The 13,058-nt window shown below is 65.6% G+C and carries 11 protein-coding genes; 6 read left to right on the forward strand and 5 right to left on the reverse strand.

Annotation, left to right across the window (positions count from 1 at the left end):
* Positions 1 to 310: 310 nt before the first annotated feature.
* Positions 311 to 1,432 carry a hypothetical protein gene (locus tag HQ325_RS16985; protein ID WP_222631310.1) on the forward strand — a complete coding sequence of 374 codons (1,122 nt, stop codon included), beginning with the start codon at positions 311 to 313 and terminating at the stop codon, positions 1,430 to 1,432.
* 3 nt (positions 1,433 to 1,435) lie between these two features.
* Here HQ325_RS16985 and HQ325_RS16990 read toward each other — a convergent pair whose 3' ends face one another.
* A complete protein-coding gene (locus tag HQ325_RS16990; protein ID WP_222631312.1) occupies positions 1,436 to 1,735 on the reverse strand; it encodes a DNA gyrase subunit A in 300 nt (99 codons plus the stop codon).
* A gap of 1,006 nt (positions 1,736 to 2,741) precedes the next feature.
* Between HQ325_RS16990 and HQ325_RS16995 the strand changes: the two genes are divergently transcribed.
* Entirely contained in the window at positions 2,742 to 2,897 is a 156-nt protein-coding gene (locus HQ325_RS16995; protein ID WP_222631314.1) for a hypothetical protein, read from the forward strand.
* A gap of 145 nt (positions 2,898 to 3,042) precedes the next feature.
* Here HQ325_RS16995 and HQ325_RS17000 read toward each other — a convergent pair whose 3' ends face one another.
* From HQ325_RS17000 to HQ325_RS17010, 3 genes are all read right to left on the reverse strand, one after another.
* The gene (locus tag HQ325_RS17000; RefSeq protein WP_222631316.1) at positions 3,043 to 3,240 is read right to left on the reverse strand and encodes a PLDc N-terminal domain-containing protein; all 198 of its coding nucleotides are present in this window, start codon (positions 3,238 to 3,240) and stop codon (positions 3,043 to 3,045) included.
* Between the two features lie 161 nt (positions 3,241 to 3,401).
* The gene (locus HQ325_RS17005; RefSeq protein ID WP_222631318.1) at positions 3,402 to 4,430 is read right to left on the reverse strand and encodes a hypothetical protein; all 1,029 of its coding nucleotides are present in this window, start codon (positions 4,428 to 4,430) and stop codon (positions 3,402 to 3,404) included.
* Positions 4,427 to 6,001: a hypothetical protein gene (locus HQ325_RS17010; RefSeq protein ID WP_222631320.1), complete on the reverse strand. Its 1,575-nt coding sequence runs from the start codon at positions 5,999 to 6,001 to the stop codon at positions 4,427 to 4,429. The genes HQ325_RS17005 and HQ325_RS17010 overlap by 4 nt, the downstream gene beginning before the upstream one ends.
* Before the next feature lie 227 nt (positions 6,002 to 6,228).
* Between HQ325_RS17010 and HQ325_RS17015 the strand changes: the two genes are divergently transcribed.
* On the forward strand, positions 6,229 to 7,491 hold the full coding sequence (locus HQ325_RS17015; protein ID WP_222631322.1) for a hypothetical protein: 1,263 nt from the start codon (positions 6,229 to 6,231) through the stop codon (positions 7,489 to 7,491).
* Between the two features lie 189 nt (positions 7,492 to 7,680).
* Here HQ325_RS17015 and HQ325_RS17020 read toward each other — a convergent pair whose 3' ends face one another.
* Positions 7,681 to 8,808, reverse strand: coding sequence for a hypothetical protein (locus HQ325_RS17020; protein WP_222631324.1), 1,128 nt, complete (start codon positions 8,806 to 8,808; stop codon positions 7,681 to 7,683).
* Positions 8,809 to 9,448: 640 nt separating this feature from the next.
* Here HQ325_RS17020 and HQ325_RS17025 point away from each other — a divergent pair.
* From HQ325_RS17025 to HQ325_RS17035, 3 genes are all read left to right on the forward strand, one after another.
* Positions 9,449 to 10,033: a hypothetical protein gene (locus HQ325_RS17025; protein WP_222631326.1), complete on the forward strand. Its 585-nt coding sequence runs from the start codon at positions 9,449 to 9,451 to the stop codon at positions 10,031 to 10,033.
* Positions 10,034 to 10,283: 250 nt separating this feature from the next.
* Positions 10,284 to 11,540, forward strand: coding sequence for a hypothetical protein (locus tag HQ325_RS17030; protein ID WP_222631328.1), 1,257 nt, complete (start codon positions 10,284 to 10,286; stop codon positions 11,538 to 11,540).
* A complete protein-coding gene (locus HQ325_RS17035; protein ID WP_222631330.1) occupies positions 11,537 to 13,048 on the forward strand; it encodes a hypothetical protein in 1,512 nt (503 codons plus the stop codon). Before HQ325_RS17030 ends, HQ325_RS17035 begins: the two co-directional genes overlap by 4 nt.
* Positions 13,049 to 13,058: the final 10 nt, after the last annotated feature.

Below are 13,058 nucleotides of genomic sequence, written 5' to 3' on the forward strand. Positions count from 1 at the left end.
CGATCAGGGTCGGCGGCTCTGTCGTCTCCCCGGCGACGGATGCGATCCATCGAGATGGTTCTCGATCAGCAGTGCGCGCACGGAGCCACCATCCCACGGCTGAGGAGACTGCACCATTGGTGCATGCCACGGTCAGCCCCCTCCGTGAAGCGGCCTTCGATGACCCGCACGCCATCACTCTGTGGGTGGGACGCGGGCACGCGCTCGCATCCGACCGCGGTGCTGCCGACATCATCGACACACTCTGTTCCGCGCTGCCGACGGCGTCAGACGAACACGTACCCAGCCGACCATCTGAGATGGTGGACGAATGAGTGCAGGCGAGGCATTGCTGGCCGGCCCACGCGGTCGACGACTGCTTCTCGAGTACGCGTTGCTCTCGGAGCAGCATTCGGGCGCCGACCCGGAAGGTTCGTTGCACACCGCGGTGTTTCTTGCGGCGTACCGCCTGGACGTCGATCAGGGCAGCGGTGTCGTGATGTTCGGGCCCGGGGCGGAGGAGGCGCGGCAGACGGTGGTGACAGCGGCCGATGTGGCGGATCGCCTGTCGCACCTTCGTCTTTCGGAGGTCACCGCCACCGTGTTGCGCGCGGCTCTTGCCGCATCTGTCGATCACGCACGGTACTGGCAGCCACCGGACGGTGAGGATGTTCTCGCGGCTGCCGAGTCCGTCCGAGGTGAGCTGCGACGGGTCGCCGAGCACGTCGCAGCGTCGTCGCACGCACAGTGGTGGGCGACAGGTGTGGTGACAGGGGATCAGTGGACGGTGGGGTGGGAGGACCCCGATGCGGGATTCCCGGACGGCTCAGCGGCGCCGCCTGCCGCGGAGGTGCTGCGTCACCACGCGGTTCGCGTGCAGGAACAGGAGGAGCGAGCAGTTCGTGAGCGGCCGACCGATCCGGCTGCCGCATACGGCGGTGAATGGTGGTCGTTCCCTCCGACACGGAGCTCGACGCGGCTGTTGTCCGACGGAACCCCGTCCGAGCTCTGGTTCACCGAGGACAGTATGGGGTGGACGCGGGCGGTCGCTCACCGTCTCGACGTTCCCGACGATGTCCGCGTGTACGAGGTGGACGGCGCGCAAGCATGGGCCGAACTGTGCAGACGGTTTCCCGTCGAGGTCACCGCGCAGACGCGGCACGACTGGTACAGCACGACCGGGCGGGCAGGGCGGTGGGTCATTCCCGACTGGCCGCTGGTGGCCGAACACTACGACGGCGTTCACCTGACAGTCGGGGCATACCTTGCCGCAGCGGGGACGGCCATCGTGGTGAAGGAGGACACGGCAAGTGTGATCGCAGGATGGGCACCCGACGAAACCTACTGGCTGACCGACGGTGTACGTGTCGCTCGTGGCGACAGCCGAGTGTGGCTGTGCCACAACGAGGGAGAGTATCCCGTCTGGACCGAGGACAGCCCGCGTCCGGTCTGATCGTCACGTTTCGGAAGGGCTCGTCTCGACTGCGAGCTGACCCTCGGCCTCGGTCTCCATCGCAGCGATCTCGCTGTTCAGAATCGCCTTCTCTGTTCGGGAGAACCTTCTCACTTGCATTGCGAGAATCGCGCGAGCCTGGAGTCGGTCGAATCCGAACCGAGTGGTGAGCGAGTGCACGGCATCGTCGTCGCCCTCCGACTCCGCCACCAGACCCAGGACCTCCGCGGTGTTGTCGAGACACACTGCCAGGGCACGAAGAATGCTCAGTCGTTCCGCTCGACGGCCGTCGTTGTTCGTCATCTGACGCGCCTTCCTGCTGTGGTCACCATCGCGTCGGGTCGGCGGTGACTATATCGATCCTGGTCTGGTCGGTGAGGCGGGAGATCGTACGAGCGGTGCCGCTGATGCCTGCCCAGGGAGGATCGACATCGGAGGCGACACACCAGGCGTGGTCGGCCGGCCAGACGAATGCTGCGGGCGGCATGGAATCGGATTCGGTGACGGTACTCCACCGGCCGACCTCGCGCAGAGGTCCGCTGAACAAGTAGTAGCTGCGGTTCGGGATGTGCACCGTGGGTGGGCCAGGATCGATGTTTCGATCTATATCCGGCCAGCCTTCCCACAGGCAGAAGAAACACCGATCAGGAGTCGTCGTCGCCGACGTCAGGAGGTCACAGAGTTCGGCGAAGACCGGTGAGTCGCCCTGTTCCGTGGCAGGCCGTGGCGGGATCTCGGGCCTCGGTGATGTTCCCTCGTCGGGGATGTAACGCAGTCGGGCATGCGACTCGAAAGTGGTGTGTGGTCCGAACTTCGCCCGCTCATCCCACGGCACTGCCGATTCGGTGAGCCACCGCGCAGGACGGGGATCGCTCGAGTACTGCAGAACCATGCGTGCAGTCAAGCACGCGTTCGGAGCTGCGGGCGCGGTCTTCGATGACGTGCCCCGGAGGAGCCCCTTCCCCGTCGATGGCGGACATGGTGTCCACTGCTGTCGCGGACGGCGGCATTGCTCGGCCACACCTCCGCATCGGAATCCCAGACCGAGGTTCACCATCGGGATACTGGCGGTTCCACCGAAGGAGGCGATGTGGCCATCGAGCAGCGCCCTCAGAACTGTTGAAGGTGTACCAGTATCCGTCGATTTCGGCGTAACCGATCTGGTGGTCATCTCGGCCGCCGCCGTAGGACGGGCTACATTCCGTAGCCATTTCGGTGAGGGTTGTTTCCGAGAACGCGAAGGCTGCACGAGAAGGCACCGACAACATGACCAGGGCACCCGTAGCCGCCACGACGACGACTGCGATGCATGGCAGCTGCCAGGCTCGATACCTACCAGAATGCCGCACCGAGGAGAAAGATCATCGGCGCGGGTGAGATGAACGAGTACAGCACGGCAATACAGGCGGCGGTGGCCGCAGCTATCACGACGATGACGGACGCCTCCCACCAGGTGGAGGGGTGAGCCCGAGTCCTCACGGCGCTCGGCGGTTCCACGAGGGCCGAGTACACGGACTCGCGGCGGAATCGTGGAATATCCATTCGGTCGATCCATGGGGTCTGCTTCCAGTGCGCTCGGTCGTCTCGACCACAGCCCCGGAAGCTGACCGTCACCGCCGAACTTCACCGTTCATTCGGTAGCCGTATCGTTGACCGAGCGCGAACCACAGCAGTGGCCCGATCGCCGGCAGCACGAATGCAATGGCCGCCCAACAGATCCTTGCCAGTGAACCGAGGTGCGTGGCGCGTCCGATCGAGACAGCCGCGATCAGAAACATGGTGACGACGACGATTGCGACGAGCTCCATCCTGTGAGCGTAGTGAACTCGCTGATCGTTCGCCGACGAGTGGACGGTGCCGCTCGTAGCCGAGCGGCCCTTCCTACCCACCGACATCGTTGGCGAGGCGGTCTGGCGTGATCCTCGCACCGACCGGTCCGTGGTACCCCTCGGTGTGCTCACCGAATGAGTCACCATGCAGTTCTCGTCGGCGGCACCAGGTCGGGTGTACCGGTGACCGGCTCGCCCGGATGTAGTTGCTGCTGCACCGCCGCCAGTCCCTCGTAGTCCAGGGTTCCCAGTCTCAGGGTGAACGTCCAGTCGAAGTCCGCTGTCGACCAAGCGAATTGCTCGTCGGCCATCTTCACCGCCCAGGGTTCGGGGGAGTGACGACGGCGTATCAGCAACCCCGTTCGTCGCCGTGGCGTTCCCAGTGGCGCGGTGAACTCGTCCGTGTCCTCGTTCGTCACTTCGACGAACTGCGGCGTAAGTTCGACGTGCACAGACACCTTGATCGGGCCGGTGGTGACGTTGTCGCGGAACCACCGAAGTCCGCGCTCCCGCCAGTGCGGGTCGTGCTGCAGCATCTTCTGTCGGGACTCCTGGTCGGTCTCGACCGGGCCGTCCCAGGTGAAGCTGGACGTGTCCATCGGTGTCCCGACGACGATGTCGGTGTACTCGGCTCCGACTCGTCCGTCGCCCGAGTGTTCGGCCACCACTGCACCGGATTCGGCGTCGACGACGAGGATGAGCGACGGTTCGGGCATGGCGATGCTCTCGCGCGCGGCGAGTTCGACAGACCAGCATGGGCGGCCGAGGAAGTCGATGTCGGTGACCGGGCCGATCGGACGCGCATGGTCGTCTCCCACCCAGTCGGCGGTGGGTCGTGTGACGACCAGGGCGCGTCCGGGGCCGAAGCGTTGGGCGCGTCGCAGTGCGGTGCTTCTCGGTCGTTGCGGATCATCGGTGAAGTTCCAGGCCGTCTCACCGTCGCTGAGGAACAGCACCGTGCCGTCCAGGGATTCGATGCGTGCTCGGCGGCCCCACCGGGTGAGTCGCACACCATCTGCGGCGAGGGGAATCTCGACGGGTTCTTCTCCGTAGCTCCCGTAGTAGAACGTTTCTGGTTCTGTGGTGCGCCAGTACGGTTTCACCGTTCCCTGCACAGGGGTGGTCGGCCCGTCCGCCATGCCGACGAGAACCTCGATCCACTGCGTCATCGTGACCTCCGTGTGTCATTCTCGAGCATGTCGGCAGCACAATCCGGCAATGCTTCGGTTGGTCGCGTCGTACGTGACTTGTCCAGCAGCGCAGCCACGTTCAGCTTTGTCGGCCACGTCATCATTGGAATGTCGACCGGGAATGTGGTGATACCACGGTCGACGACGAGGATCGTCCCGGTGTCGTCGATGGTCACGCTCGGCTCCGGGTCGATCAGCGGAACACTTGTCAGCGGTTCCAGCGTGTGGGGGTCGTAGATTGTGAACACCTTCCGTGGTGGGTGGAGCATCTGGACCGCGCGGTCGTAGACCTCCTGGTCCGGCAGCGGCCACCACTCTCGAGGCGTGGTCGCACGGGAGTCGAGGAAGCCCATGCCCCACCCGTATGGGCCGACGGTGCCGCCGTGGAACTGGCGTCGGCCGAGGCGTTCGCCGTCGTCGCGGACGGTCAGGTCGGGCTCGATGACACCGACGTCGACGTGGCTGACCAGCCGTAGTGGATCACCGGCGAGGAAGAAGTCTCGCCACCATCGCCGGCGTTGTCCCGGTTCGGGATCCGGGGCGAGGTCCGGCCCGATATGCACCGCCCCGGCCAACGAGACGCGGACCAGCCGGGTGCCCGAGCCGCCTTGTCGAACGACGGCGACGACACCGTCGTCGTGGGCGACGACGGAAAACACGTGGCCTGACACCGGGGCCACGTCGATGTCGGCAGGTTCCTCGCCCGGTCGGTACATCCGCCAGGTGGAGTCGTGGGTGCACCCGAGGAGGGTGTCTCCGTGTACGGCGCCGGCGTGGACGGACCGATCATCGACCCGCACAGCAACTTCGCCGTCCGGAACCCAGAATGTCCCGTCCTCGCCGGCGACCCAGCACCCCCCAGGCACCGCCCAGAGCAGACGCGGCACACCGGTCTTGGCCGGGAGCAGATACTCGACGACGCTGTCGCCGCCGGAGATGGCGACCAGCAGGGGGAGTTCGGTGTCGACGACCCATGTCGTTCCTGCAGCGGCGGACACTGCCCCGGGGACGATGCTGGGGCGCGGCGGCATGGGCGGAGTGTTGTCGAGGTCGAGATCGACGATGGCCGTGGAGTCCATGTCGAGGTGATCGACGCCGACCTCCGCCATCCTCTCCCGCCCGATGAACTGATCGGCTCGGCTGACGTCACGGACAGATCGGTTGCCCCCAGTGGGTATCCACAGCCCGTCGGAATTCCGGCGGTGCCGCTCGGTCACCACCTGCACCCGGATGACAAGTCCGCGGAATGTGCTGTCACTGGCGTAGTCCTGCACGCCGAGAAACTGCCCGGTGATCTCGACCTGGCCCGTCCGGGGTGTGAACCCGGTCCACTCCGCTGTCCATCCATCGCCGCGAAGCAAGCCCGACCACACCCACCGTGGCGGTGTCCCCGACGGCACCGACCACCACCCGGGTGCTTCGTCGGACGGGGTCAGGTGTCCTCGAGCAGTGACTGCGTCGGGGTCCGCCGGTGGAGATTCCTGGAATCGGAGGTAGCCGGCGAGAACGACGTCGATCGTCGGCGGAGCGATCGAACCATCCTCGATCATGTGTACCGGGATGTGTACCTGCACTGTCCGAGGCGCAACGGCACTCTGTCGGTCAGTCATCGGCTGCCGGGCCCATGAGGTGGAGCCGCCGGCGTGCCGTGGGTGTCAGTGCGCGGAGACATTCTTTCGACGTGTTGTCAGCATGGCTTTCACACTAGACCACGGCCGCGCGACCATTGCTGTTGTCGACGAGGCGACGTCGGATCACCGGGACGTAGGGTGATCGCGTGCCCTTGACGCTCCCGATTTTGAGCCGGCTCAGTGCGACCGCCGGAGCCGCTCTCGTCGCGGTGTGGGCCCTGGCCAATGCCAGGCCGGTCGATCTGTATCAAGCTGAGACCGACACGACATCACAGTACGCATTCGGGAACAACTGGTCCGACAAGTTCCTGAACTCCTCGTGGTCCGCAGCAGTTGCGCTGGTCGTAGCAGTGGTCGCAGTGTGGCTGGGAAGGAAGCACCAGCTCGTGACGACCGTTGGCGCGCTCGCCGGACTCGTCGTGCTCACAGCACCCTCGGTGTTCGACGTTCCCACTGGCTTGGCCCCTACGACTACGGGACTCGGAGCGGGACTGCTTCTAGGGCTTGCCGTGTCCGCGGCTTCGTCCGATCGCGCGGCAGCGCTGGCCTTGATTGCCGGTGCGGCTTGTGCTCATCCGATCCGCCGCGAAGTGGACTCGTTTCTCGGATCTCCGCGCGACTGGTCGATCACCCTCGGTGGAGGCTACTCGACCACGTTGGTGCCGAAAGTGGTTCTTGCCGTGGTCGGTGCGTTCATTGTGGCAAGCATGGTCACACCATCGGCGCGGAGGGCGGTGGTGGGGCACCGGTCGAGGATGATCGCGGTGCTCATTCTCGCGGTGGCGACGTGGGTGGTCTACGTGTCGTTCGGTGACACTGCGTCATCGTCGATTCAATGGGTGCTCGCGGCGGCCGTGACCGTGTGCGCGGCGGCAGTGGTGGCTGTGCGATCTGAGAGGGATGGCGGTTTCATCTGCGCGGGGTTGGCTGTGGCAGCTACGACGGTGAACGGAATGACCTGGAGCGGGTGGTGGCCCGCGCCGCTCGCACTGGTGGCTGTCGCTGTCGGCTTCGTTCTCGCCCGGCGTGTTCCATCGACGGTGGTGGGATGCTGCGTGCTGGCGGCAGTGTGTGTCTCGGGGTCGGTGTGGGACAACGTCGCCTCGACGGTCGCCTACGCTGCCGTGCTTCCCGCAGCTGCCGTCTACTCCTACGCATCGTCTCCGGCGTCCGACCCGTCCGTTCTGGCGCTGGGAGTCGTACTGCCGGTCATGTGTGCAGTATTCGGATTCTCCGCAATCGGTCGGCGGCCGAGTGGTGTTCTCGAATGGGTGCCGAGCGACCGACCGATCGAGATTCCGGCCCCCGGCAGCGTCATTCCCGCCAGCGCTGCTGCGATCGCGATCGCAGCGACGACCTGCGTGGTCGCGGCTGTTCTGTCCGTGCGGGCTGCGCGACCGCACGAGTGACCCTCGCGCACTGGTCGTTCCGTTCAGTCGACCGGGTCAGTCATCGCCTGTGGGACCCATCAGGTGCCGTGCGGCATCCGCTGTCTTCTTCGTACGAGGATCACTGAACCTTCGGTGTCGACGTAGAACGTCGTAGACCACGAATTCCGCCTCATCGCGAATTGTAGGAATCCGTGGACGCTCGCAGTCTCAGTCGTGGGTGTGCGGGCCCTCAGGCCGTGGATTGATGGTGTCGCAGTCCCACGTGATCCGCGCACCCCGCCACGAGTCGATGGCCTCGAAACGCTCGGTTTCGCCGTACAACGCGTTGGCCAGTGCGGTCGACCCCCCGACGTATGTTGATGTGAGGTCCACATCAGTGGCGACGAACCACGCACGGTCGGCCGGCCACCACACGCTCGGCAAGAACCCGTGGAGTTCGCGGACCGCGTCAGCGACCGTCCCGTGGATCAGAAGGTGCTCGCGGCTCGGGAGAACCATCCGGGGGTGGTTCACGGGAACCCCCGTCATGCCCAGTCCTTCCCAGAATCCGAAGTAGCAGTCATCGGGGGTGGTCGTGTGTTCGGCGAGGACCGCAGCCAAGGATTCGATCTCTTTCGTGGGTAGCTCGCCAGCGCGCGGTGAGTGATGCCAGAGGTCGCCTCTACCGGTTCCTCGGCCGGATCGGACACCGGTTTCGATCATCGAACCCCACGCGATGGTCTGATGCATCACCGCGCCGAGTCGTTCGGCGATGGTTGTCCACCGAACCGGATTGTCGTCGACACTGTTGTCGTAGTTCGTCCACGCGGGGTGCAGCAGCCGCAGGTAGGTCGGGTAGATGTCCGGGACGAGTGCCGCCACGGTGCCGTCGAATCGCGGAATGTGTTCGCGGACCCACTCACCGATCGAGACATCCGCGAGGAGGTCGGCATATGACCAGTGCTCAGGAACAGTTTCGTCCGCGCCTCTCATCGTGACGTGTTGCCGAGATGCCGCAGCGTTGGCCGCGAAGGGAGGTGGATTGTCGCTTCTCCAGTCGCCGTAGTGCTCGAAGATATGGGCAGTCCGCCCGTCGACATTCAGCGTTTGGTCGGTCTCGACGTAGACGCACCTTCCGTGGGAGAGCACCAGATCTGCATCCTGCGCTGGGGAACACATGGGTCTGCCCTGATAGTCGACGATATCGCGGGTGTCGACGTCGAGTGATCGGCGGTCGAGGTTGCCGCCGAGGAAATGGCACCACATCGGTTGAACTTTATCCTGCAGAATTCGCGTCCGGCGATCCTTGTTGCTGCGATGCCGACGGCCATCACCGTGAGCACGGGCGTCGCCCACATCGTCCAGTAGCTGGTCGGCGGTGTCGGGAGATCCGCGCTGCCTCGGAGATCGGAGAGAATGGTGGCTTCTTCTGCTCGGTCACTGGGTTCGCGGGGTGTCGGGCTACCAGCAGTACGGTCCCGGCGCGTTGCGCGCCCGCGGACCATTCGTCGCGTGAGAGCAAGTGTTCGATGCGGATCGTGCAACGTTCGGCACTGATGCCGGTGACATCGAGGACGAGGGCGAACCGTTGTGGAGACGCGTCCACATTGTTCCGGTCGGTCCAGTTCAGTGTCACGACGAGTGCTGGGTCTGCGTAGGCGACGTGCACGTCGGACACCGACAGCCACGGCTCGAACCCGTAAGTTTCTTCTGCGCCGGGTGATTGAACGTACCAACCCGGTTCGCTCGGGGCGCTGCCCTCCGGCGCGGCCGGTGGCTCGGACATCGCCCGAATACAGGAGGCGACCTCCTCGACGAATGCAGTCTTCGGCGAGCCGCTGTCGATCCCTGGCACGGTGCCTCCCTCGAGTGAGAGTGTCGATTCGCGGTGCGAGGACGACTGCGCCTCGCCCTGGTTGTCGTCGTGTCGATGATGAGCACATCATTGTCCGACGCAGCCTCACACACAGTTGGTCGCCGAGGCTACAGTCGCACAATGGCGGACGATACTGCTGCACTGACGGCGTCGTGGGATTCGATAGTCGACATCCTCACCCGCAACGGCATCGACATGACTCCGACGTCGTCGGACGACGGTGTTCTGCGGGAATGGTACGACGAGAGTTCGGCGGCCGATCCTGCGGTCAGGTTCTGGTTCGCTCGACAGTGTTGGCGGTGCACGACGCTGTTCCCCTCGACCGCAACACTGGATCCGGCCAGGAGCGTTGACATCTCACGGTTGTGGGTGCAGGTGGAGCAGGGCTCGGACTACGAGCCGGAGTCGTCGGACGCCGACCAGGAAGATCTCGCCGGCGGGTGGGCCGGAACTTATGACAAGCGTTTCGTCCCCATCGCCGACCAAGATGGGGTCACGGTGATCGTCGATACGAGGCCGGGTCCGCGGCAGGGGTGCGTCAGCGAATACAAGGGTGCGTTCATCGACGAGACAGATGTTCGGTGGAGCTCCTTGGCAGAGTTGTTCACGGAGCTGCGGACTGCGCTGACGGGAAACGAACTCTTCGCCGACCGATACACAGCGGCATTTCGCGACGGTCACCTGACGTGGAGCGTCGCCGGCTGAGATGGCGGTGAATCGCTTGATCGGGCATGGGCGTACGGCCGCGCTTCGGCGGTCCCAGCACGATGCTCGAGGCTCGTCCGCGCTCTCTGGTCGCTGCGGCGATGTGTGCGTTAGTCTGATCTCAGGTGACCCCGAGTCCGACACCTTCGCGTGGCGGCCTCCTACTACTCGGGGCTTCTATATGTACGACAACGCATCCGACCGATCGTCGGCAGCGGCAGATTCACATGAGCCCTCGCTTCGAGTTGTCGTGCCCTGGTGGGTGATCGGCGACGGCTCGTTTCCCCGGGCGACCATCGGAGACGATGTCGACGTCGTCGTCGAACTGATCACGGGCACCTCCTCGCTTATCAACGAGCCCCTTGCCGCGTTCGCTGTACCGGCGTACGGGAGAGGACCGGAGCAGCGTCGAGACGGTGGGTTTCGGTGGCGCCATCTGCTGTACGGGGACGGATGGAGCGCCGGATGGTGGTCCGCTGAACCGTGCTCCGGCCGAGTCGAGCTGAACGGCTACCTCGTCGCCGAGATTCGCGGTGACGATGACGGGCCGACAGCGGTGAGCGGACGTGTCTCGGCCATGCACGCGGTACAGATCCGCCTGGACCCGACCGACGGCGGTGGGCGACGCGAGGTGAGCGGGACCGAAGAACTGATCGCCGTGGACGGGGTGCCTACTGAGCTGGAGCCGTGGTCGGTACCTGACGACGGTCGCGTTCATCGTGCGGTGACAAGCGTTCTGGTCGACCTGGATCTCGGCGATCCGCCTGTGGAACGGCCTGCGTTCATCGGCGGGACCATCGATATCTGCGGCGACGTGGTGTGGGTGATGCACCGTTCGGCTCCGACGCTGCTGCGCATCGACGCTCGATGTCATCCGCCGACGGTGGTGGAGTTTCTGTTGCCGTTGACCATCGAGTCCCCGCACGGCGAGTGGACGCGGCGGGTGCACGCGACGCCGGACGGGTGCTGGATCGTCAGTGTGCACGACATCCACCGGGTGGTGGACACGGGAGACGATGCGGTGACAGTCGCGCGCATCTGCGTGGATGGCGGACAGCCGAGCGTTCTCCACCAGGATCGTCTCTACGTCTTCGGATCCACGGGAGGTGCGTTGGCGTCGGATCGGCGGCACGGTGTGGTTCGCCGGCAGGCGGATGCGGTGCCGGTTCAGGTGTGCGACACCGCAACGCACAGCCTCCGGCCGGTGACAGATCGGGCAACCGTGTTCGAGATCCGTCGGCACTACCGACGACCGGACAGGGCGAGTGATGCAGACGGCGGGCAGTGGGGCGCCGGCAACGGGGGCGTCGTGCGGAAGACGGCCGGCGATTGGCGGCCATTGGATGTGAGCGAACCAGTCGCCGGCACGGTCACTCGGGTGCAGCCGAGACCCGAGGACGACCCGGCCACCGCGACACTCCTGGCCGAGATCACGGTCGAGGTGCCAAGACCCGATCCTGTCGACGACGAAGGCCCCGCACCAACCACACCATCGGAGGACCAGTGACACTGAACCGCACACTCGTCGTGCATGTGTCGTCGTCGGTCATCGGAGATGGGGAGATCGCTCCGCCGACGAGGGGCCAGGTACTGACGGGACCGTTGAGGTTCGTCGAGAGCGGACCCGACGATCCCGATGTCGTGCGCATCCGGGCGTGCCTCGAGCCCTCGGACACACCTCCGATGCGCCAACGCACCGATGGCGCCGAGTCACCACAACAGTGGGAGTGGAGCGGGCTGCTCCGCGGCGACGGGTGGACCGCATCGTGGCGTGGGTTCGTTCCCCGCGCAGGGGAAGTGGAGCTCACAGGGCAGTTCTGGGGCACCTTCGGGTACGACACCGATGGTCGTGTCAGGGGTCGCGTGACGCGCGTGCAGATGGCGACGGACCGGTATCGACGCACAGCAGACAGTGGGTGGCGCCCCGTACCGGGGCCCAGTCGACTACGCGAGGTCGACGCCGCTCCGCAGTTCTTCGACGACAGGCTCGTACCGACGGGCGAGGAGGACGTCGCGTACAGGGAGGGCCGCGTCAGGGTGGAACTCGACCTCGACGATGTGCCTCTCCTGCCGGTACGCCCGAGCATCGTGCCGGGGGACGTCTCCTGCGCGGGTGGCGCTATGTGGGTGGTGGATACGGCTCTTCCCATTGTCATGCGTGTCAGCGAGGGGATCGTGACGCGGTTCCTGCTGCCGGGCGTGGTCGGGGTCGAACGTCGGGTCCATGCGACGCCGTACGGGTGCTGGGTCACCGGAGCGGACGGAACGATCTGGGTTGCAGAGGGTGCGGCGCCCGTCCGCGTGGACGATCGTGACGTCCGCGCGGGTGACGTCGTCGGCGACACGTTGTTGGCGTGTACCGGGTCGTCGACGTGGACCCTGTTCAGGCCAGGTGTCGATCCCATCGACGTCGAGACTGCCGCAGGCCGGGTCACCTCTGTTGTCGTGCAGGGTGATTCTGTGTATGCCGTCGTCGTGCAAGGCGCCAAGGCCGGTGCCCGAGTGGTGCGAGTGTCGGATGCGGGGGTGTCGACTGTCGGCCCAGCGGTGCCCCTGCTGCCTCGCGGACACGGAGAGCCTTTTCTCCTGGGTGATCCCCTCCGGTTGGTCCGTGGCTCCGACGTCGGGTCGGTGCAGGAGGACCAGAGTGTGCGTGACGACGGCGAATGGGGCGGGCGCCCACTACGAGGTGGCCAGGCGGGACCGGTCTCGTGGACGGTCGGGCACGTTCCCGACGGCTCGTCCAGGACGGGGTGGTGGCCATTGCCGCGGCCGGTGGACGCCGACCGGAGTGTTCTGTCGTGGCTGCTGACCCTGCACGACTCGTCGACCTTGGAACCGTTGACCAGTGTCACCATCCCCACGTCCGTGCCACGAGTCGTGTTCGATGGCACCGGCGTCCTGGTCGTCGGTAACGGGCTGAGGAGTTTCCGCATCGACGCGCCGCTGATGGACAGCGGGGAGGACGTGGACGCCGCCCTACTCTGGGACGAGGCGGACGGGCCGCTGCTGTGAGCGCGGTACT

Origin of the sequence: Rhodococcus sp. BP-349 (assembly GCF_019835845.1) — a bacterium.
Lineage (GTDB): Bacteria > Actinomycetota > Actinomycetes > Mycobacteriales > Mycobacteriaceae > Rhodococcoides.